Genomic DNA, 22,725 nt, shown 5'->3' on the forward strand with positions numbered 1-22,725 from the left:
CAATGTATTACAGGTTTTATTAAATAATAGATATCACACCTTAACTGAGGCAACTCGGCTATTCCTGCCCATACTCCATATCAAGACTGGGCATTGTTTTAAATAAATTAAATTTTCTCTCTAAGACTAACAAATCAAAAACGCTGAGCTATGGTATTTAGGTAGCAATTATTTCTGCAATTTAATTATTATTTAAATAATAAGAAAGCGAATTATTTTTTTGCAAATCCATGTGGTTTCAACAAAGCCGTATATATTGCAAGGAGAGTCAATATGAAATTAACCTCATCATTATTCGCCAAATCTGCACTGGTAAGCTCCCTGGCTGTTATTATGCTGCATGCAGAAGATGCCTCTGCGTGTGCAGCCGAACCCTTAATCGGTTCCGTCTGTTATATGGTCACCAACTACTGCCCTCAGGGATTCCTGCCAGCTAAAGGGCAAGTAGTACAAATCAACGCTTATCAGGCGCTCTATTCACTGGTCGGCAACACGTTTGGCGGGCAGCAATCATCAGGTACCTTCGGCCTTCCCGACCTACGCGGCAGAAGTGCTATCGGCACCGACCAGGGGCCAGGTCTGAGTAACATCAATCTTGGTCAATCGCTGGGGGCAGAAAGCGTAGCCCTTACCATCAGCAATTTGGCAGCACACTCCCATGTAGTGACATCGGTTTCGCCAGCGACGAATAACGTGACCATCCCCGCAGTTCCGGGCACGCTGAGTGTAACAGCCAGTCTGCCGCTGTCTACCACCGTACCTGCCAGCGGCGGTGCTGCACCGGCCAGCGGGCTTAACTACCTTACCGCCATCGCCGGCACGGTGCCCGTTGGGGCTGGCACGCAGAATGTGACTTTCAAAGGCCCCTTTATACAAACTAAGCCCGGCGCAGGTGCGACGCTGCCTGCCGATGTTGCAGTAACAGGCAACCCAACCATTCCATCATTCTCGTTTAAAGTCCCGGAAGTCTCGGTCGGCGTCACAGGTTCAAGCACCCCATTATCGGTCCGTGACCCGGTACTAGGGCTGACAGCCTGCATTGCAACTCAGGGGATTTACCCGCAACACCCCTAAATACTTTGACGCGTAATCCCAGCCGACCGCCGTTATTAGCAGCGTCGGTTGGCTGTTTCTTTTTCGCATATCACCCGCTATTGGCAATGGCGAAAAATAAATCGAGATATTTAACATTATTGAAAAAATGACATTCTCAAGCTTTTATTTTTAAATTAAATTTACAATAAGACAATAAAACGATCATGTAGCCATATTTATTAATGTTCCGTTACATGAGATTTAGCGTATCCCCGCAACGCGTATCGGGTTGTGATCACTTAGTCATGATTTTCGGGAGTACATCTATGTTATGGCGCCATTTTTTACGCACTCGCAGACACAGTGACCGAGTTACCGCTGCGGTGAATACTGCATCACCAATGCCACTCGGGTTCGCGCTCGAAGCACGTATGATGTTTGATGGTGCCGTCGCCGCTACCGTCAATCAGGCAGATAATGCCCAACCCGCCGCTGAGGCCAGTGCCAACACTGACAGCAGCAATACCGCGCATACGGGTGATAGCCCCCAGACACAACATAACCAAACCGAACACACCGACAACCATGATGATACCAGCGGCACCAGTGATATTGCTGTCACCGGTGAAACCGCGCGTAAGGAAGTGGTATTTATCGATACCTCGGTCACCGATTATCAAACACTGGTCGATAACGTACCGGTAGGAATTGAAGTCCAGTTGTTTGACGGCAGTAAAGATGGGCTCAGCCAGTTGGTCCAGTGGGCAAAAAGCCACAGCAATTATGATGCTGTCCATATTTTAAGCCACGGCTCAGAAGGGGAAATCCAGTTAGGCAGCCTGACATTGGACAGTACCACCGCCAACGCCCGTGCCGCCGATCTTGCGACCTTAGGCGCTGCTCTGACGGACTCGGGGGATTTGCTGATTTACGGCTGCGAGGTGGCGCAGGGCTCCGGCCAAAGTTTCGTCACGCTGTTGGCACAGCTTACTGGTGCTGATGTGGCGGCCTCCAGTGATACTACTGGCGACAGCAGACTGGGGGGCGATTGGGATCTGGAAAACCACAATGGCACCATCGAAACCAGTGCAATACACATAGACGGCTATCGTCATACACTCGATGTGAGCGGCACTACAGTTGATTTCATCATTGACGGTACTGCCTATTCCACTGGTACGGTCGGCGCTGGTGTGGAAATATTTCTTGATGGCGGATTTGATGTTGACAGTTCCAACTGGTATGCCGATATCAATCCGACCAATTCCACCATCACTATGACCATACGCAACGGAATTTACGCCAGTGACGGACTTACCTCGTTCGATTTCACTTTCTCTGGCAGCACGTTGCTGGCCATCACCTCGGTCACCAAAGATAACGCCGCTACCACCAGTGCAGCGGATATCTCTGCCACGGTTAACGGCAACGATAAAACCATTACCTTCCACATCAATACCAATATGACGGCCGGTGATGGCGTACTGGTATGGCACTTTACCTCCACCAATTCGGGTCAATCTGCCGATCACGCCCCGACGGCCAACGGCAGCGGAGCCAACCCTACCTTTGCCGAAAACGGCGCAGCAGTGGGTGTATTTACCGGCATCAGCGTCGATACCCATGACAGCGGGCAGACCTTTGGCAGCGCTGTATTTACCGTCAGTAACGTGGCGGGCAGTACTGAATACCTGACTATTCACGGCATCAATGTTGCGCTAAGCAATGGTAATAGCGTCTCACTCGGTAGCGGCTATGGCAGTGCCAGTGTCAGCCTGAATGATGGTGTCGCCACTGTCACTATCACCGGCGCCACGCTGAGCAACAGCGACATGGGCAGTCTGTTATCAGGCATGACGTACAGCAACAGCAGCGACAACCCCGGCAATGCCACACGCACGGTCACCCTGACGCAACTGACCGACTCCGGCACCAGCAATAATACCGTTGCGCCAAATATCAGCAGCGCTATCACCGTGGTGCCGGTGAACGATGCACCCACCGATATCACGCTGTCGTCCACGGAGTTTACTCAATCCCTCGGCAATAATGGCGTGGTCGCCACCTTGTCGGCGACGGATGTGGATTCCACCGTCTTTACCTACAGTCTGGTGAGTGGCCGCGGCAGTACGAATAACGCCCTATTCACCGTCAGCGGCAACACACTCCACGCCGTCAATGCCGCCAACATGGCTGCCGGCACTTACTCAGTTCGCTTGCAGGTATCTGATGGCGGAGCCACCTATGACAAGGTGGTGACGCTGGTGGTAACGGATAATATTGCCCCTACCTTCGATCAGGCACCGGTCGCATCCAACGCCACTGCAGGCGGCTTCGATCTTAGCGGCAGCGTCAGTGAGAAGGGTAATGTCTATTATGTGGTGGTGGCTGATGGCGCCAGCGCGCCGACTGCGGCGCAGGTGATTGCCGGGAAAAATGCCACAGGTGGTGCTGCCACCGCCTCGGGCAGCCAGGTGCTGAACAGCGCACCCTACGATTTTAGCTTTACATTGACCGGCCTCGCCGCCAGCACAATGTATGATGTGTACGTGGTGGCGAAGGATAGCGCGGGTAATAATACGGTCACTGTGGTCAAGGTTGATGCCACTACCACCAGCGCGAGCCATGCGCCGACACTCAGCGCCACTGGCAGCAGTCCGGTATTCATCGGCGGCATGGCGGGCTCAGTTGATCTGTTTAGTGGTGTGAGCGCCAATACCAACGACACCGGCCAGACCTTCAGTTCGCTAACCTTAACCGTTTCCAATGTCACCGACAGCGGCGAATTTATCAACGTTGGCGGCAACAACATCAACCTGAGTGCCAACAGCACCGGTACGCTCAACGGCATCGGCAGCTATAGCGTGACACGCGTCGGGAACACCGTGACCGTGCAACTGAATGGCATGAGCGCCAGTAATGATCAAGTGGCCGGTCTGGTGGATGGCATGCGCTATGGCAACAGCGCCGCCAGTGTCACCGCCGCAGCGCGGACGGTCACGCTGAGTGCCATCAGCGACAGTGGCAGCAGCAACAACAGTAGCGCACTAAATATCACTTCATCGGTCAATGTGTTGGCCAGCAATGGCGCGCTGTATGTCACCTCAGGGGACGACACCGGTGATAATGCTAACTTCAGCAGTTCCCTGCAAGAGGATGCCAATGACGGTAATGGGCTCAGCCTGCGTGAGGCGCTGTACTGGGCCAACCACACCTCGGGTGTTGACCGCATCGTGTTCCAAACCGACGTGACGCTAGCCAGTTCCCTGTTGTCGCCGACAGACAGCGTGCTAATTGATGGTCAAAGTTTCACCCTGAACGGTGGCGGCTATTCCGGTTTCCAGATTGTTACCGGTTCGATCACCATGGCCATTCAAAACCTAACACTGACCAATTTCACCACAGATAACAGCACCGACACCGGTGGCGTGCTGGGGCTCAGCTACAGTGCCCACGATGTCAACTTCCGGCTGTACAACGTGGATATTTCGGGCAACCGTGACACTCTGTGGGGTAACGGCATAATCGACTTGTACAATGTCGCGCCAGGTAGCTACAACCTTGATTTCGACCGGGTCAATATTCACGACAACATGATGATTGGCGATTTGAATGAAGGGGTGATCAAGCTGTTCGTGTCCAATACCCAGCAAGTCATGTCCTTGTCAATCACCAACTCCGCCATCACCCATAATACCGGTATTAACTCGGCTGGAAGCACCTTCGGTATCAGCGGGTTGTGGCTAACCGGGAACCAGGGTAACCCTACCACCACACATATCAGCCTAATAAATACCACCATCAGTGGTCAGAACAACGGTATCGTCTTCGAATTCATTAACAATGCCCTCAGTTGGGTCGCCAGCGTGCGTAATTCCATCATTACCGGCACGAGCCAGGATATTGTGGCCTACACTCCGCCGGGGCAACCCACCGGCGCCAGCTACACGCTGTACGGCGGCAACAACATCCTGAGTGGTAGCGTGGATCAGGTGTCGTCATCCGATCCGCGACTGGCCGCTACGGCTAGCAATGCCATCAATCAGGGCAACCGCTTCTACGTCACAGGCGACACAGATGTTCGCGGGCTGGATCGCATTCGTCAGGGCGGTGTGGATATCGGTGCCTATGAGTCGCAATTCGCCTCGGGTACTGCCCCGCAGGTGGACCTGAACGGGGGTAATACTGGGAATAATTACTCAGCTACAATATCCAGCGGTTTCGGCAGTGGTATCGCCATCACCGATGCACTGGCAACCCTGGGCCAAACTGATGGCGATAGTCGTATCTGGACATTGACGCTCTCACTCAGCGGCGTGCTGGACAGTAATAGCGAATCCTTGGCGCTGTCACAATCAGCACGGCTGGCAGCGCATGCCGCTGGCATCAATGTCACAAGTAATGGGCTGACAGTAACACTGACTGGTGGAGCAACGGCGGAAGCGTTCCAGACCGTGTTGCGCGCAATTGTCTATGTTAACGCCGCCACCACGCCCAGTGCAGGCACACGTACCATTTTGGTGAAAGTGAACGACGATGCCAGCAGCAGTGCTACTTCTACATTGACGCTGGTCACTGGGAATCCACCGGTAGTGGCAAGCCCGATCCCGGCTCAAAGCGTGGCTCAGGATAGCAGTATGAACTTCACCGTGCCTGCTGGCACCTTTAGCGATCCGGACGGTGACACTCTGGCCCTGAGCGCGACGCTGGCAGACGGCTCACCGTTGCCTGCCTGGCTCAGCTTTAATGCGGCCACCGGCACTTTCTCCGGTACGCCAGGCAATGGCGATGTCGGCAGTCTAAGCATCAAGGTCACTGCAACCGACACCACTAATGCTTCGGTCAGCACCAGCTTTACCCTCACCGTCACTAACGTTAACGACGCGCCGGTCGTCTCAACCCCGATCCCGACTCAAAGTGTGGCGCAGGACGGTAGTCTGAATTTCACCGTACCGGCCGGCACCTTTAGCGACCCGGACGGTGACACACTGACACTCAGCGCGACGCTGGCAGACGGTTCACCGTTGCCTGCCTGGCTCAGCTTTAATGCCGCTACGGGCACCTTCTCCGGTACGCCGGGCAATGCGGATGTCGGCAACCTGAGCATCAAGGTCACCGCCAACGACGGTGATGCCTCGGTCAGCACCAGCTTTAGCCTCACCGTCACTAACATTAATGACGCGCCAATCATCGCCACTCCGATCCCAGCTCAAAGTGTGGCGCAAGACGGTAACCTGAACTTCATCGTACCGGCTGGCACCTTTAGCGATCCGGACGGTGATACTCTGGCCCTGAGCGCGACGCTGGCAGACGGCTCACCGTTGCCTGCCTGGCTCAGCTTTAATGCGGCCACCGGCACTTTCTCCGGTACGCCGGGCAATGGCGATGTCGGCAGCCTGAGTATCAAGGTCACCGCCACCGACCCAAGCAACGCTACCATCAGCACCAACTTTGGCCTGACCGTTACTAACATCAATGATGTGCCGGTCGTCACAACTCCGATCCCGGCTCAAAACGTGGCGCAGGACGATAACCTGAACTTCATCGTACCGACTGGCACCTTTAGCGATCCGGATGGTGACACGCTGGCCCTGAGCGCGACGCTGGCAGACGGCTCACCGTTGCCTGCCTGGCTCAGCTTTAATGCAGCCACCGGCACTTTCTCCGGTACGCCAAGCAATGCGGATGTCGGCAGCCTGAGCATCAAGGTCATCGCCACCGACCCAAGCAACGCTACCATCAGCACCAACTTTAGCCTGACCGTTACTAACATCAATGATGCGCCGGTCGTCGCAACTCCGATCCCGGCTCAAAACGTGGCGCAGGACGGTAACCTGAACTTCATCGTACCGGCTGGCACCTTTAGCGATCCGGACGGTGACACGCTGACACTTAGCGCAACACTGGCAGACGGCTCGCCGTTGCCTGCCTGGCTCAGCTTTAATACGGCCACCGGCACATTCTCCGGTACGCCGGGCAATAGCGATGTCGGCAACCTGAGCATCAAGGTCACCGCCACCGACCCGAGCAACACCACCATCAGTACCAGCTTTAGCCTTACAGTCACCAATGTTAACAATGTTCCGGTGGTGGCAACCCCGCTCTCGGCTCAAAGCGTGGCGCAGGACGGTAACCTGAACTTCACCGTACCGGCTGGCACCTTTAGCGATCCAGACGGTGACACACTGACACTCAGCGCGACACTGGCAGATGGCTCGCCGCTGCCTGCCTGGTTGAGTTTTAATGCTGCTACGGGCACCTTCTCCGGCACGCCAGGCAATGGCGATGTCGGTAACCTGAGTATTAAGGTCACAGCCAACGACGGTGATGCCTCTGTCAGCACCAGCTTTAGACTGACCGTCACTAACATCAATGACGCTCCGATCGTCGCAACCCCGATCCCGGCTCAAAGGGTGGCACAGGACGGTAGCCTAAACTTCACGGTACCTGCCGGCATCTTTAGCGACCCGGACGGTGACACGCTGACACTCAGTGCGACGCTGGCAGACGGCTCGCCACTGCCTGCCTGGTTGAGTTTTAATGCCGCTACGGGCACCTTCTCCGGCACGCCAGGCAATGGCAATGTCGGCAACCTGAGTATCAAGGTCACCGCTACCGACGGCAGTAACGTGTCGGTCAGCACCAACTTTACCCTGACCGTGACTATGGCAGTGGTTCGCGCAGAGATCATCGCCGGTGATCCTCAGTTCCGCCTGTCTGACAGCATCACACCACAAAGATCCGGTGAGAACAGCGGCACATTATCTCAGATAGAAGGCGACACAACACAGGCACTGAATGCTCTGCTCTCCTCGAATTCGCTCGGTAACTTCAGTGCCGGACGTGCAGCAGCAGAAGGTTCATTGATGTCCAGCATCTTCGCCGCCCCACATCAGGACAATGCGAGGAGCACAACACAGGGCAGTCAGCTAGGCACTATCTTCACGCGCAGTATGGTTCCGGCTAGCGGGACTCGGTTTGATAGCTCTCTGGGTTCTTTCCCCAGCTTTAGCAAAGACCCGGCGCTGGGCGGCACCTCTTCACTAGCCAGTGTTTTCTCTGGGATTTATCTACCCTCACTGACGCCGATGGAGGTATTTACCCGCGGCAGTTGGAAAGACATCGGTATCAATACCGTCTCAGCTTCGATGCAAGGCGCAGAGGAGACAACAACACAAGCCGGCGTAGCATTCACCCCATCGTTGCATCGGCAATTACAACAGATCGGAGAAGCAGAAGGACAACGTCTGGCAACGATTAAACAGGCGCTGCACGATCGGGGGCAGCAGCAGGAATAACAACAAGACTACAGCAGAAGGCACGTATTTTATGACAAGAATGTTGATGGTAAAACGGTTGTCAACAGTAACGACCGTAAGCGGCAGTGGAATAGTGGTAAAGGGGCGCAAGCTTTTTAGTCTAAGTGCATTGGTGCTGGCACTCAGCGGTTGCGCCGTCACCAGTGACCCCATAACCAAGGCAGAAAGTCAGCAACGCAGCCAGCAGGATCGCGTGGTGATGTTCAGTCAGCAGGAACCCGTTACCGCCCCTATTGGTCTGTATGATGCGATGGCGCGTGCGCTGAAATATAACCTCGAATCGCGCTTAAAAGTGATGGAACAAGCCCTGGCCCAACAGCAGTTGGACTTAGCACGATATGACATGCTGCCAAAACTGGCGGCATCCGCCGGCTACGTAGGACGTAATAATGTAAGCGCATCCAGCAGTCGTAGCGTCGAAACGGGGCGAACTTCCCTTGAGCCATCCACCTCACAAGACCGCGATCGTAATGTGGCTGATTTGACCATGGTGTGGAATGTACTCGACTTTGGTGTCAGCTATGTCACGGCAAAGCAGAAATCTGATCAGCGTTGGATTGCCGAAGAGCGCAAACGCAAGGTGGTGCACACCATTCTTCAAGATGTCCGTTCTGCTTACTGGCGTGCGGTAGCTGCCGAACGGTTGCTGGGGCAGATCGACGGGTTAATCGCCCGAGTGGACCAGGCGCGTGAGGCCAGCGAGCGTATGACAACGCAGCAGGTCGGCGATCCTATTGAGGCGCTGAGCTATCGTCGGGCGCTCATCGATGCCACCCGCCAGTTGGAAGAACAACGACGGGCGCTCTCCTTGGCCAAAACTGAGCTTGCCACCTTAATGAACCTTCCGCTGGATACGCCGTACAAATTGGCACTACCCAGCAGCAGCGAACAGATCGTGCCACAGCTAAACGTGGATGCAAAAACGCTGGAAGAAGCAGCGTTGGTCAGCCGTCCCGAACTGCGTGAACAGGATTATCAAGTGCGTATTCACGCTGCCGAAACCCGTAAAGCTCTACTGCGGATGTTACCGGGCATTGAGTTAAGTGCCGGTGGTCATTACGACAGTAACTCCTTCCTGACTAACAACAGTTGGGCAGATGTCGGGGTCAAAGCCACTTGGAATCTGTTTAACCTAATGTCAGGCCCTGCGGCACGAAAGGCGGCAGAGGCGAACGAGCAAGTCGCGGAAGTGCAGCGCCAGGCCATGTCGTTAGCCATTATGGCGCAGTTGTATGTGGCTCGTGCCAACTACAACGAAGCGCTACGGCAGTATAAAACCAGCGCTGAACTGCGTGATTTGGATGGACAAATCGCCCAGCAGTTAAGAAATCGCTATCAGGCTAACAGCATTGGTGAGTTACAACTGATTCAGGGGGAGTTGAATGCGCTGAACGCCGACTTGCGTCAGGATCTGGCCTATGCGGAACTGCGTAACAGCTATGGGCAGATTATCTCTAGCGTTGGGTTAGATTTGTTACCTAAGACCCTGCCATCCGACAAGCTGGTCGATATTAGCCAGGCTCTGCGTCGATCCGAAAGTGACTGGCAGCAGGGCAAAATTAGTGCGCTGCAGTCATTCTAATATTGCCGCCCTGATGCCAGGCATCAGGGCGTATTGGCGGGATTACAAAGCTGTCACTGGCAGTCTGAACGTAATCTATCAAGCTCCAACAGAAGAAGCCGCTCTGACTGTACTTCCCTTACAGGTTACACCCTAGTAACGATCACCACATGCAGCTAACCTGCTTTACGTAACCTGCAACTAAGGGGAGTCATTCTGGTGCTCTTGATAGAAAGAGCATTCTTCTTCGGATTAAATATCAGTCAGTTAATGGCTAATACCATCCCGGTCAGATGCGACAAATTTAGAGAATACGCCGGTAGTTAACGACCTCAACCCGGCCCGTCACTCCCTGCTGCCAACAGTGGCACGACCACGTCGCTGATCGGCGTAGGAATACCCTGTAAACGACCATAACGCTGTATCACGCCGTTACGAATATCCCACTCCAGTGGGCGGTTGGCCTGACGGTCGGCGAGAATGGAAGTGCCGAGATCCGCAGGGGCATGATGAAAACCGTCAACGATCTCCTGTGGAACGTTATCGTTCAATACGGCGCCTTCCGCTCGCGCTACCGTCAGACACTCCCGCAGATATGCCAGTGCCAATTCAGTGATATCCACGCGTGAGAACATCCCAGCACGACGATTAGCCAGTACCATCAGACCTGCGACCGCATTCTGCAACAATTTGCGCCAGGCGATGGAGAGAAAATCGGCTGACAGCTCTACCGCACATCTGGTGCCGCTGAGCGCATCAGCGACTCGCGTTGCCTGCGGCACATCCGGCAGCGTTAGGCGCGGTTTAGCGCGCAGCCAGACTGAAGCATCCGGCTCGCGCTGTGCCGGAAACCACACGACTGAAGGTAGTACCTTTGCACCCTTGACTAAGGGTTCCAACCGCGCTTTCTGTTCGACACCATTTTGCAGCGCACATACCACCGTGTTTTCATCACACAGCGCAGCCAGCCAGTGTACGCTGTCAGCAATCTGGGTGGTTTTCACCGCTAGAAACACCAGATCGAACGGTTGACTGATAGCCGTCGGCTGACTCAATACCGGACCTGGCACTACAATTTCACCGCCATCGTGACGCAGAATCAACTGTGGATGCGCGGTGCGCCCGCAGAGGACTGGCGTGCGGTCAATTTCATGCAGTACGGCCGCTATGGTGGTACCGATAGCACCCGGACCAATAAGAGCAATCGTAGGATAGTCAGACATTCGCATTCTCCTGATTTGATTAACCCATCATCACTACGTCGGTAGCAATTACCGCGCACGCTGCATTTTTCTCAACGGTAACGTTTCGTCGAGAAACAGACATATTAAGATGAAGGATAGCGGTACTGCTCTTACAACTATCAGCATAGCCATTCATCATTCCACTACTGTATCGCTAGCTATTCACAAGATAAATCACGCCAAGGCTCAGGGGAAACCTGAGCGGGCTTTTTACTTCTTCTGCGGAAAAGTATCGTGAATACTCCTCCGCTCACATATTTATATGAATAACTCGTTAATCAAATACTGAGTAAGTGAAGCTTAGCAGGGTAATCTATACTCTATAACACCGGGTTTCTCTGCTATCCAGTCATAAAGCCGCTGTGCTGTTAGGTTTTTTTCCTGTGTATGCCAGTATAATCTTCCACATTGTCGCTCACTGGCTTTTTGTTTAACGTGCTCAATAAGATATTTTCCTATATTTTGACTCCGACTGTCTTCTGCAACAAACAGGTCTTCTAAATAACAGAAATCATTTACAGACCATGTTGAACCATGAAAAACATAGTGAACGAACCCAAGAATTGTCTGCCCTTTTTTGGCAACTGCACAATGCATGTCTTTATCTGCATCTAAAAAACGCTTCCATGTTTCCATTGTCGTCTCTTCAGGCAGCTGAACTTCATAGAATTGCTGATAGTTTAGCCAGTAAGATAACCATTTTGAGTAATCTTCTTCTTGTACTGGCACTACAGAAATCTTTACATTTTCATCAGTCATATCAAACACCTTATTGGAATGTCACCCATCTGGAAATGAAAGAGTAGCGTTTGTAGTGGTATCATATAAGGTACACTTTTTTGATTTTTTACGGATCCACTTTGATAATGAAAAAAAACGTTGCTAGCTTCCCCAGCCTATTGCTAAAAAAAGGGAAAATTCAAGAGCAGTTTTATTTAGTTATAAAAGAACTCATACTGAACGGTCAGCTTAAAGCGGGAAGAAAGCTTCCTTCCAGCAGAACACTGTCTGAAATGATGTCAATTTCCAGAAACTCTATTTTATTTGGTTTCGAACGCCTGATTGATGAAGGTTATCTCGTTACAAAAAAAGGTTCTGGAACTTATGTTACATCAGTAATCCCTGATGAAGTTATTCAAGTTAAATCCCTATCACCTCACGAAAAAACAAATAATGAAAATAGCGCTACAAATATTAACCCTCATATGCAGATGATGAAAAAAATATGGGATATGACCTCGCCATATGCCGGAAATAATATGAAATTTAATATTGGTGTGGGTTGTGTAGATTTATTTCCATATGAACTTTGGGGGCGATTATTAGGGCGAATCTGGCGTCAGTTTCGCCACCAGGATTGGAGGCTCAATGAACCTTTGGGATTTAAACCATTAAGATTGGCCATTAGTGAATATGTTCGCACAACACGTGGCCTGAATTGTACTGATGAACAGATACTTATTGTCAATGGAACCCAACAAGCAATGAATCTTGCAGCGCAAGTTCTTTTGCAAAAAGGAGATGAAGTTTGGCTCGATGAACCGGGATATGATGGCGCTTTAGGCGCATTTACTTCTAGAGGAGCCAAAGTTTGCCCCGTCATCAGTGATGAGAATGGTATGGATATTTCCTATGCTATAAAACATTGGCCACATGCAAAAATGATTTTCACTTCGCCATCCCATCAATTTCCGCTTGGCGGTACATTAAGTTTGTCCAGAAGAATTGCTCTACTTGACTGGGCCTCTGAAAATAAAATGTGGATATTTGAGGATGATTATAACAGTGAATTTAGATACACAGCACAACCTATACAAGCACTGCAAGGATTAGATAAACAGCAGCGAGTTATATACGCTGGTTCATTCTCTAAAATGATGTTTCCGGGATTTCATTTAGGCTTTCTAGTCATACCTGAAAATCTAGTGGAGTCGTTTAAAATTGCCAAATATTATGCAGATACGGGTACACCTTATTTAGAACAAACAATACTGGCTGCATTTATTTCTGAGGGGCATTATGCGCGTCACGTCAGGCGGGTCAGAAAAGCCTGTCATGAACGCCAACAGGTTACGATTAAGGCCATACAATGGTATCTTCCAGAAATTATTCACGCAGAACCTTCGGATTCAGGTATTCATATTGTCTGTTGGTTATCTGAAGAAATTCAGGAATCTTATATGATTGAGCAATGCCGCAAAGTGGATTTGGGCGCACAGCCCCTTTCACGCTACTGCCAAACACAACCGACAAGCCAAGCCATCCTGTTAGGTTTTGCCGCACATTCTCCATCAGAAATTGTTGACGGTATCAAGAAACTGGCTCAAATATTGACTCAATAATATAAGTGCCTCGATTCTACCTCAATGGTAAAGAGATCCGCATACCTTCCCAGTATTCCTACTGTTGAAACCGCATCTTAAAAGTAAGCTTTGGCATTTCAAATACGATGAACACGGATCTCTCATGTTCCTGTCAGCGTTAATGGACTAATGGCTGATAACGATTTTCCCCACATGCTGGCGTGAATCAAAGTGTCGCCAGGCTTGTTTAGCATCGGCAAACGGGAAAGTACTGTCAATGACTGGCATAATTTGATGTTGTTCGAACACGCGGTTCATCTGTTCAAAATCCTCACGTGAGCCAACATTTATTACCCGAAAGCGGGCAGCGCTGTTGAATAAACTGAAAAAATCGATTGCCACTGCATCGTGAGCCACAAATCCGATCAACGCCAGCTCGCCGCCAATACAGATAGAGCGAATGGACTGATTCAGCGTGCCCGGCCCGCCGACTTCGACCACTCTATTCACCCCAAGCCCTGCAGTTAGGCGCAGCACTTCATGGCTCCATTCAGGGTGTTGAACATAGCTGATAACCTCATCGGCACCCAGTGCTTTCATCTGTGCGGCTTTAGCTTCACTGGACGTCGTGGCAATGACCCGCGCCCCCATAGCTTTTGCCAGTTGGATAGCAAACAGTGAAACGCCACCAGAACCCAGAGTTAACACTGTCTCCCCCGCTTTAACTGGCCGGTCACCATTAAGTGCCGACCACGCGGTGACTGCGGCACAGGGAAGCGTTGCGCCCTGCTCAAAGCTGAGATAATCAGGTAACGCTAGCAGTGACTCTTCGCTAACCACTTTATATTCCGTCAGCCAACCGTCGCGATCACTGCCGTAAAGTTCAGCGCGCCCTGAAGCCAGAAAAGCACCGCCAAACCAGCGCGGCATAAAGGTATTCACCACCCGATCGCCCACCTTGAAGCGCTCGACACGCTGACCAATTTGGATAACCTCACCGGCCGCATCAGATAGTGGGATATGCCCAGGGTGAGACGGCAAAGTGTATTGCCCATTCATAATAGCCAGGTCGCGATAATTAAGTGACGTGGCGCGTATGCGCACTAACACTTCTCGCGCCTCAGGTACCGGCATCTCTTCCTGACAAAGCGCTAAGTGGTCAATATCACCAAATTGTTTGAAACGATAACTCTGCATAATGGGATTTCCTATCGTGATAAATGCAATGCTGGACGCACGGTAAATTGCGATCCGTTTTCTGGTCACTCTAGCTGTAGAAAAGAGCGTCAAAGCAACGATTAAGAAATTCTAGACAAGGCGGATTAATGAAACTAGATTGATAAATTAAATCTTAAATTCCGAATATGAAATCATGCTGGATGAATTAGCGCTTTTTGTGAGTATTGTTGAAATGGGAAGTTTGCGGGCGGCGGCGGAAAAAGCCGCTATTCCACCGTCGACCCTGACGCGCCGCTTGCAGAAGCTGGAACAACATCTGGGTTGCCGCTTGCTACACCGCAGCGCACGGCGTATGACCCCGACCAGTGAAGGTTGGCAATACTACGAACAGTGTCGCCCGCTGGTGCACTCTTTACAGCAAGCAACAGCGAAACTCGATATTACACTTCATCAGGTCAGCGGTCGGATTCGAGTGCTGGCACCGGCAGATTTAGCCAATGACAATCTGGCACCCGCCTGGATGTCGTTTTTGACGCGATACCCACAAGTCCAGCTTGAGCTGGAACTGAACAATTACACACAAGATTTGATTGGTAGCGGTGCTGATGTGGCGATCCGCGTGGGTGCTCAGCCAGATTCATTACTCAATATGCGAAAACTGGGACAAAGCAAGGAAATAGTGTTGGTCGCCTCGCCTGATTATCTCGCGAAGCACGACATGCCTGAATCCTTGGATGAACTGCGATTACATGATTTAGTGATCAGCGCGCCATTATCGACCTGGGCACTGCAACACCGCCAGAGCGGGGAAACCGTACGCTGGCAACCACAGGGAAAATTTTGTGTTAACGGCGTTTATCTGGCGCTACAAGCCGTACAGGCAGGATTAGGTATCTTATTCTGCCCAATCAGTTTGTGTCATAACTCACTACGTTGCGGCGAACTCATTCAGGTATTACCCGAATGGCAAGGCCCCTCTCGCGAAATTTACGCCGTATGGTCGCAACAACGCTATGTTCCTGCCAGAGTTCGGGCGCTAATTGAGCACTTGGTAGATTTTTGTCAGCAGGATCCCCTGTTGATAGCGTGAAATATAAATTCATATTAATCACCCTCATCCTGTGGACACCTTTATTCAAGGCACCTGCTGAAAAAATTTAAATAACTGTCATAGGTCATATGTTTTTTCTTTTTCTTTTTTTGTTCTATCGCTAGACGATTTACTGCTTTGACTTTAATTGTTAGCTCTAATATAAAAACAAAAACATTATCTCATTGCCTATTGAGATTATAAAAAGAGTTAACAATGAATATCAGTGAAATTTACCGGCACGACCGGCAGGGAATTATCGTACTTATTTTATCGATAGCGATTTTTATCGTTTTCGCCTTCTTCTTACCCCGTTTTTTATCCACGGATAATCTGATTAATTTAGTTCGAAGTGTCACACTTCTCGGCATTCTCGCCGTGGCAATGGGAATGATTGTTATTGGTCGCGGCATCGATCTCTCATTAATATCAGTCATGGCGATCTCTACTGCCTGGTTATTGAATATGCTTAATCAGCAGGTGTCACTTGCCGTGGCACTGCCATTAACTCTGCTGGCAGTCACTGCTATTGGCATGGTGAACGGCCTGCTCATTGCCTACGCAGAGATTCCGGCTCTGTTCGCCACTTTGGCTACTGGCATTTTGATCTACGGCATCGGTCGGTCACAATTGATAAGCCAGGATGTTATCTATTTGCCAAAATCTCAGCATACCATTGCCGGACTGGGCGAGGCTGCACTCGGCCCTGTCCCATTGGAGATAGTATTATTTTTCGTGCTAGCCGCGCTGATGGCCTTATTGCTCCGATTTTTTAAGTATGGCCGTTATCTCTATTTAATGGGCGATAATTTACAGGCGGCGCGTAATATCGGTATTCCAGTTCGCCCACTTATTACCTTGCAATATACCGTTTCTGCGCTGGTGGCATTTATTGCCGGCCTGGTGATTGTTGCAAGTTTGCACTCCATTAACACCCGTATTATTCACTCTACATTACTGTATGACGTGATATTAGTGGTGGTCGTAGGTGGAATTGGTTTATCGGGTGGCAAAGGTGGCATGCGTAATGTTATTTACGGCACGCTCCTTATTGGGCTGTTAATAAATGGTTTAACCATTCTCGATATTTCAGACCTCTATCAAAACTTGATCAAAGCCAGTTTTCTTTTAATTGCCCTGATTATCGACGGGGTCATTAACCCTCGTGATGAGCAAACCGATCAACAGGGCGATATCTGAGTCATTATTTATTCACCACAGGGTAGAGAACATGAAAAAATGGCAGAAAGTGTTCGTGCTGGGTTTAGCACTCAGTGTATGGGGTGGCAGTGCATTTGGTCGCGACGATCCCGGCCCCGCCAGCGTAGCCGAGCATTTCAAAGATAAGACGGTGGTACTGATCCCAATGGCGATGGGTATGGACTTGTCGCAAGGTTGGGCGCACTACATCGGCAATTCGCTAAAAGCAGAAGGTATCCACTTTGAAACAAGAGATCCCAACTGGAAGCCAGACGATGGCGCAGAAGCACTGACCGACGCAATCAACCGCAAGGTCGCTGCGGTTATCGTGCAATCACCCGACCTGCAATCCTATTCGCGCCTTTATAAGCGGGCGCAGCAAGCAGGGATTTATGTCATTCAAGTGGATAACCCGAGTAACTTCTCTTCAGATGCTTTTGTCGGCAGTCACTGGGCCACCGTGGGCCAGCTAGAAGCGCAGGCCGTCGTTAGCGGTTGTGGTGCCAATTCAACCCAAAAAATCGGTGTCATTCAGGGCGATCAGGTTAACGCCTCCAGCCTTGATCAGTGGGCGGGCTTGCAGGAAGAACTGAAAAAACATCCGGGCTTTGAAGTGGTTGCTGCGCCCTACTCCAACTGGGATGAAACCACGGCACGTAACGTCACCAGTACGTTGATCCAACAGCATCCTGATGTGTGCGGCATTGTTGATTTCTGGTCCACCACCGCACAAGGTACTGGTGCGGCCATCCGCGATGCGGGTAAAACCGGCAAAATCTTTCTCGCCACAACCGGTGGCGGTGAGCAGGCCGACTGTGACCGTCTCAGCAATGGCGTGATTGATGCACTGGTCTCCACCGATGTACCTAATCAATCGCGCGATATCAGCACGCTAGTGAAATATCTGCTGCAAAGTGGGATACAGGCAGGCAGCGCTAAAACCTGGATTTACACACCGGAATCCATCACTACACGCGCTGACGTGAAACCTGGCACCTGCTGGTCTCTCAAAGCCAACGCAGCGGCCTAATCACTCCCGATCAGCCGTACGCGGCTGATCACTTCGTTTATCGGGTCACTCATCATGTCTATGCGCGAACGGGCGGCACGACTCCGCTACAATATCATTCCCAGTTATCTCATCGGCGAACTTCTGACCAAGCGCTGGATAGACAATGTAATTCCGCTGTTATTTTTGCTAATTCTGCTACCGGTTCTCGGCCATTTTTTACCTGGGTTTTTCACTGTTTCTAGCCTGAGTGACACCTCGCGGCAGTGGGGTGAATTTGCTCTGGTGGTGATGGGGATGAGCATCGTGATGCTCGGCGGCGGTATCGATCTCAGCGTCGGCGCTATCTTTGCCCTTAGCGCCTTTACCGCCGTTTCGGCCAACGCTCTGCTGGGGTTACCGCTGGGGCAATCGTTGCTACTGACATTGGCAGTTGGTGCTCTGGCTGGTGCCTTTAATGGCCTGCTGATTGGTTATTTGCGGCTACGGGCCTTTCTGACCACACTGGTCAGTTTTATTCTCCTGCGCACATTATTCGATATCTTGGTGGTGAAATACGCCTCGCAAATTCAACAGTCGCCAGTGGATAACCCACAATGGAATTTTATCGGTGAAGAGGGTATCGGGCCACTGCCGATCAGTTTTGTGCTGGCGGTGTTGGTGGCCACCGGTCTGCATCTGCTGCTCAGCCGCATGCGCCTCGGTTGGCACATTCAAGCAGTGGGTGGCTCGCGCCGCTCGGCATGGAACACCGGTATTGCCGTGCGCCGCACCGTGTTTATCACCTATGTACTCTCCGGTTTGTGCTGCGGGCTGGCGGGTTTTTTACTCGCCACACGGATGGGCGGCGTAGGCCCAGGCACCGGATTAGGGCTGGAGATCATGGCGCTCACCGCGGGTGTTGTCGGCGGTAATAGCCTCGGTGGCGGACGTGGCTCAATCATGAAAGGTATCCTCGGGGCTATCATTGTTTTGCTGCTAACCAATGGATTAATCCGCCTCGGGCTGCCCAGCGGCAGTACCCAAATGGTGTTGGGTGTGGTGCTGATTGCCGCCGTCTTTCTTGATATTCGCTGGCTGAAGAACCGCCACAAAGTGCTAGCGAATGTTTATGTAGCACCGATTTATACCCGCATGGGCAAAACGCTGTCAGCAGAACCGGCAGCGCAATCGGCCTGGTCACTGAACGATAAACTGGCTGACACTGAATTTATTGGCCTGGGCGAGCTGGAGGGACCGGAAGATGTGATTCTCGATAATAATGACAATCTTTACTGCGGCACGCGTCACGGCGAGATCATCCGTTTCTTCGCGCCCGATTATCAGCGCTCTGAGGTTTTCACCCATATCGGTGGTTTTCCCTTAGGTTTGGCGCTGGATAAAGACCAATCGCTAAAAATCTGTGTCGGCGCAATGGGGCTGTATTCTGTGGCAAGCGATCGCGCAGTAACGCAACTTTCCACTCAAACCCGCCGTTCGTGGCTGTCTGTGGTAGATGATGCGCGGCTGCGTGACCCCAACGATTGTGATATCGCGCCGGATGGCCGGGTGTTCTTTACCGATTCCACCACGCGTTATGACGCGCACGAATGGGCGCTGGATAGCATCGAAAGCCGCCCAACCGGCCGTCTGCTCTGTTATTCCCCCGATAGCGGTGAAACTGAAACACTGCTCACTGGCCTGCGCTACACCAACGGCGTCTGTATCGCCCACGATGGGTTGTCGCTATTTTTGGCAGAATCCTGGGCATGCCGCGTCCACCGCTACTGGTTCGACGGGCCGAAAAAAGGGCAACTGGAGTGTGTTATTCGCGATATGCCAGGCTATCCCGATAACATCAATCGCGCATCGGACGGCCGTTACTGGATGGCATGGCTCGGCATGCGTACCCCCACTTTCGATCTCGCATTACGTCATCCAGGGATGCGGCGGCGCATGACCCGACGGCTGGTACAAGATGAATGGCTGTTCCCCAACATCAATACCGGCGGCGTAGTGAAATTCAGTGAGCAAGGCGGGATTCATGATGTGCTGGGTAACTTGGGCGGCATGAGTCATCCGATGGTCACGTCAATGCGCGAACACAAAGGATACCTCTACGTTGGTGGCATCTTGAATAACCGTATTGGCCGCTACCGTTTGCCCAACGCCGATCCTAACTGGACGGGCTATCAATCTTATTGGGGGAGCGTCGTATGAGTCGTTTTTCATTGCTTGATCTTTTTCGCGGTAAAGCACTGACTATTCCTCCACTGGATGGGCCACTGCAACCAAACAGCGCGCTAGATGATGCGGCCATCTGGCTGGCAACGTCACAGCCCGATAATTTAACCGCCGACGGTGAACAGGTACTGTTCTCCAGCGGCAACCAGTTATTGCAGTTATCTAAGGAACCGCACCATGCGCCAACTCTGCGGTGGCAATTTTCGCAACCGATTGTCAGTATCGCCGCACGCCCTGGTGGCGGGCTGGCATTGGCATTAGCAGATGATTCATTATGGCTGTGGCTGGACGGAACGCCACAACCATTAATATGCCCGCATGATGCCGTACGCTGTATCACCGCCATGTTGTTTCTGGATAGACAACAACTGGTGCTGAGCATCGGCTCAGGGCGACTGCCTAGCACCGAGTGGTCGCGCGATCTGCTGCTAAAACATCGGGAAGGCGCAGTGTGGCTGTGGGATCTCAGCAACCAACAAGCGCGCTGTCTGGCTGACGGGTTGGGCTATCCGCAAGGTATTACCCATGGCCCTCAGGCCAATACCCTGCTGGTGACGGAAAGTTGGCGTCACCGGGTGATAGAACTAACACTTACCCGCCCTCGCGTCCGCGTAGTGCTGGACCAGTTGCCTGCTTATCCCTCACGCATTGCCGCCAGCCGCGACGGCAACGGCTATTGGCTGAGTTGCTTTGCCCCACGCAACCGACTGGTCGAGTTTGTTTTACAAGAGAAAGCCTATCGGCTGGCGATGCTGGCTGAAGTACCACCAGAATTATGGATTGCGCCCGCTTATGCATCCGGCCACAGTTTTCTTGAGCCGCTTCAGTGCGGAGCGGTCAAAACTATGGGAGTACACAAACCCTGGTCACCTAGCCGCTCGTGGGGACTGGTGATACGACTGGATAAACAAGGGCAGCCGATTGCCAGTTATCACAGCCGTGCCGATGGACAACGACACGGTGTAAACAGCGTACTCGATACCGGCGATGCACTGTGGGTAGCATCACGCGGCGGCGATGTGCTGATTAATTTGCGCCAGGAGACACACCATGCATGAGCTACTGACATTAGATAACATCAGTAAGCATTATCACGGTGCGCAAGCGCTGAATGATGTAAGTTTTAGCCTACGCGCCGGTGAAGTCCACGCACTGCTCGGTGAGAACGGCGCGGGGAAATCAACACTCAGTAAAATCATGGCGGGGGTGGTTACACCGGAACAGGGGGAACTCCGCTGGGAAGGTCGCACCGTCAGTTTCACCTCTCCTGCCGAGTCGCGTAAACAGGGGATTGCCATGGTCTTTCAAGAGACGAGTCTAATCCCGTCAATGACCGTGGCACAAAACATCTGGCTGGGTGATGAGAAAACCTTTAACCCCCTACGCAGGGTCTATATTGCTGCGCAGCAATTCTTGCAAACCCTTAATTTCCCTGTTGACCCTACCGCGCAAGTGGCCACTTTGGGCGCGGCAAAACGGCAAATGGTGGAGATTGCCCGCGCAGTACGCCTGCAAGCCAAAGTGATCATTTTCGATGAGCCGACAGCCACATTAACGCCAGAGGAGAAACGACACTTTTTCGCCCTTATTCGCCGCTTACAGAAACAAGGCATCACACTGGTATTTATCAGTCACGCTATTGAAGAGGCACTGCAACTGGCGGATCGCATCACTATTCTGCGCGACGGTAAGCATGTTATCACCGACGACGTTCATGCCTTTAGCCGAGAAAGTATTATTGCCCATATGATCGGAAGAACGGCAGAGAATGTCCCAGTGGCAACGACGCGCACACCGCGCCCTGCGGGGCAGAAAATCCTCAGTGTCCAGGACCTCTCACGAGGCAATGTGGTGCGTAATAACGCGTTTTCTCTTTATTGCGGCCAAATCACCGGCATTTTTGGTCTGGTGGGTTCGGGACGTACCGAAACGGCACGTATTATTGCGGGCATCGATAAACGAGACTTCTCACGCGGCGGCATAATTGAGCTGAATGGACAACCAGTACGCTATCGTGTACCGCGTCAGGCGATGAAAGATGGCATCGTCTATGTGACCGAAGACCGTAAATCAGACGGATTTTTTGAAACAGCAACCGTTGCTGAGAATCTCTATGCCGGATTGCTGGCCTCCAACCTACACCATTCACCGCTGGTTAGCCGACGGGCGCAATCGGCGCTGGCAGAACAGTGGCAACAGCGACTTAACATTCGCGCCCTCAACCCACTGGAGCCGGTGGTGGCGCTGTCGGGAGGTAATCAGCAAAAAGTGGTGATCGGCAAAAGTCTGGTACAGCAGCCGCGCTTAATCATTTTTGATGAACCTACACGCGGTGTAGATGTTGGCGCGATCAACGAAATTCACCAGTTGATTAACCAGTTGGCGGATGACGGCCTGGCGGTGGTCGTTATCTCTTCTTATCTGCCCGAGATTCTGGCGCTGTCTGATCGTGTTTTGGTGTCACGGCAAGGCCGAATCGTTGAAGAGTTTGCTGTCGACCAAGCCGATGAAACAAAAATCATGTATGCCGCTGTGCATTAAGCGGCTAAATAACGGGAGAGC

General features: G+C 51.9%; 13 protein-coding genes. 10 read left to right on the plus strand and 3 right to left on the minus strand.

All coding sequences use genetic code 11. The features are described 5' to 3' along the window. Positions 1-273 precede the first annotated feature (273 nt). The 3 genes from ACF3VQ_RS12960 (at position 274) to ACF3VQ_RS12970 (ending at position 9,936) form a co-directional block, all read left to right on the plus strand. Entirely contained in the window at positions 274-1,074 is an 801-nt protein-coding gene (locus ACF3VQ_RS12960; RefSeq protein WP_392431362.1) for a phage tail protein, read from the plus strand. Positions 1,075-1,361: 287 nt separating this feature from the next. Further along, on the plus strand, positions 1,362-8,333 hold the full coding sequence (locus ACF3VQ_RS12965; RefSeq protein WP_392431364.1) for a putative Ig domain-containing protein: 6,972 nt from the start codon (positions 1,362-1,364) through the stop codon (positions 8,331-8,333). A 94-nt stretch (positions 8,334-8,427) separates the two neighbouring features. Further along, positions 8,428-9,936 carry a TolC family protein gene (locus tag ACF3VQ_RS12970; protein ID WP_392435576.1) on the plus strand — a complete coding sequence of 503 codons (1,509 nt, stop codon included), beginning with the start codon at positions 8,428-8,430 and terminating at the stop codon, positions 9,934-9,936. Between the two features lie 311 nt (positions 9,937-10,247). Here ACF3VQ_RS12970 and ACF3VQ_RS12975 read toward each other — a convergent pair whose 3' ends face one another. Next, a complete protein-coding gene (locus ACF3VQ_RS12975; RefSeq protein WP_392431366.1) occupies positions 10,248-11,138 on the minus strand; it encodes an oxidoreductase in 891 nt (296 codons plus the stop codon). 321 nt (positions 11,139-11,459) lie between these two features. Next, on the minus strand, positions 11,460-11,918 hold the full coding sequence (locus ACF3VQ_RS12980) for a GNAT family N-acetyltransferase (RefSeq protein ID WP_392431368.1): 459 nt from the start codon (positions 11,916-11,918) through the stop codon (positions 11,460-11,462). 107 nt (positions 11,919-12,025) lie between these two features. Here ACF3VQ_RS12980 and ACF3VQ_RS12985 point away from each other — a divergent pair, with 107 nt between their 5' ends. Then, positions 12,026-13,501, plus strand: a complete 1,476-nt coding sequence (locus ACF3VQ_RS12985; protein WP_392431370.1) for a PLP-dependent aminotransferase family protein — start codon at positions 12,026-12,028, stop codon at positions 13,499-13,501. Between the two features lie 147 nt (positions 13,502-13,648). Here ACF3VQ_RS12985 and ACF3VQ_RS12990 read toward each other — a convergent pair whose 3' ends face one another. Then, on the minus strand, positions 13,649-14,659 hold the full coding sequence (locus tag ACF3VQ_RS12990; RefSeq protein WP_392431371.1) for an NAD(P)-dependent alcohol dehydrogenase: 1,011 nt from the start codon (positions 14,657-14,659) through the stop codon (positions 13,649-13,651). Positions 14,660-14,834: 175 nt separating this feature from the next. Here ACF3VQ_RS12990 and ACF3VQ_RS12995 point away from each other — a divergent pair, with 175 nt between their 5' ends. From ACF3VQ_RS12995 to ACF3VQ_RS13020, 6 genes are all read left to right on the plus strand, one after another. Next, positions 14,835-15,731 (plus strand): LysR family transcriptional regulator, encoded by an 897-nt coding sequence (locus ACF3VQ_RS12995; RefSeq protein WP_392431372.1) that lies wholly within the window; start codon positions 14,835-14,837, stop codon positions 15,729-15,731. A gap of 216 nt (positions 15,732-15,947) precedes the next feature. Continuing rightward, entirely contained in the window at positions 15,948-16,931 is a 984-nt protein-coding gene (locus ACF3VQ_RS13000) for an ABC transporter permease (protein ID WP_392431374.1), read from the plus strand. Positions 16,932-16,962: 31 nt separating this feature from the next. Further along, positions 16,963-17,961 (plus strand): sugar ABC transporter substrate-binding protein, encoded by a 999-nt coding sequence (locus ACF3VQ_RS13005; protein ID WP_392431376.1) that lies wholly within the window; start codon positions 16,963-16,965, stop codon positions 17,959-17,961. A 54-nt stretch (positions 17,962-18,015) separates the two neighbouring features. Next, positions 18,016-20,139 (plus strand): ABC transporter permease, encoded by a 2,124-nt coding sequence (locus ACF3VQ_RS13010; RefSeq protein WP_392431378.1) that lies wholly within the window; start codon positions 18,016-18,018, stop codon positions 20,137-20,139. Continuing rightward, positions 20,136-21,221 (plus strand): hypothetical protein, encoded by a 1,086-nt coding sequence (locus ACF3VQ_RS13015; RefSeq protein WP_392431380.1) that lies wholly within the window; start codon positions 20,136-20,138, stop codon positions 21,219-21,221. Before ACF3VQ_RS13010 ends, ACF3VQ_RS13015 begins: the two co-directional genes overlap by 4 nt. Continuing rightward, positions 21,214-22,704 carry a sugar ABC transporter ATP-binding protein gene (locus ACF3VQ_RS13020; RefSeq protein WP_392431382.1) on the plus strand — a complete coding sequence of 497 codons (1,491 nt, stop codon included), beginning with the start codon at positions 21,214-21,216 and terminating at the stop codon, positions 22,702-22,704. Before ACF3VQ_RS13015 ends, ACF3VQ_RS13020 begins: the two co-directional genes overlap by 8 nt. Positions 22,705-22,725: the final 21 nt, after the last annotated feature.

The sequence above is a fragment of the Yersinia fenwicki genome, from assembly GCF_043099325.1.
Lineage (GTDB): Bacteria > Pseudomonadota > Gammaproteobacteria > Enterobacterales > Enterobacteriaceae > Yersinia.

Bases quoted from the DNA above. Each gene is read 5' to 3' on its own strand.
- ACF3VQ_RS13020 (WP_392431382.1), top strand. From the start codon at position 21,214: ATGCATGAGCTACTGACATTAGATAACATCAGTAAGCATTATCACGGT.
- ACF3VQ_RS12965 (WP_392431364.1), top strand. From the start codon at position 1,362: ATGTTATGGCGCCATTTTTTACGCACTCGCAGACACAGTGACCGAGTT.
- ACF3VQ_RS12995 (WP_392431372.1), top strand. From the start codon at position 14,835: ATGCTGGATGAATTAGCGCTTTTTGTGAGTATTGTTGAAATGGGAAGT.
- ACF3VQ_RS13015 (WP_392431380.1), top strand. From the start codon at position 20,136: ATGAGTCGTTTTTCATTGCTTGATCTTTTTCGCGGTAAAGCACTGACT.
- ACF3VQ_RS13000 (WP_392431374.1), top strand. From the start codon at position 15,948: ATGAATATCAGTGAAATTTACCGGCACGACCGGCAGGGAATTATCGTA.
- ACF3VQ_RS12975 (WP_392431366.1), bottom strand. From the start codon at position 11,138: ATGTCTGACTATCCTACGATTGCTCTTATTGGTCCGGGTGCTATCGGT.
- ACF3VQ_RS12985 (WP_392431370.1), top strand. From the start codon at position 12,026: ATGAAAAAAAACGTTGCTAGCTTCCCCAGCCTATTGCTAAAAAAAGGG.
- ACF3VQ_RS12990 (WP_392431371.1), bottom strand. From the start codon at position 14,659: ATGCAGAGTTATCGTTTCAAACAATTTGGTGATATTGACCACTTAGCG.
- ACF3VQ_RS12960 (WP_392431362.1), top strand. From the start codon at position 274: ATGAAATTAACCTCATCATTATTCGCCAAATCTGCACTGGTAAGCTCC.
- ACF3VQ_RS12980 (WP_392431368.1), bottom strand. From the start codon at position 11,918: ATGACTGATGAAAATGTAAAGATTTCTGTAGTGCCAGTACAAGAAGAA.
- ACF3VQ_RS13005 (WP_392431376.1), top strand. From the start codon at position 16,963: ATGAAAAAATGGCAGAAAGTGTTCGTGCTGGGTTTAGCACTCAGTGTA.
- ACF3VQ_RS13010 (WP_392431378.1), top strand. From the start codon at position 18,016: ATGTCTATGCGCGAACGGGCGGCACGACTCCGCTACAATATCATTCCC.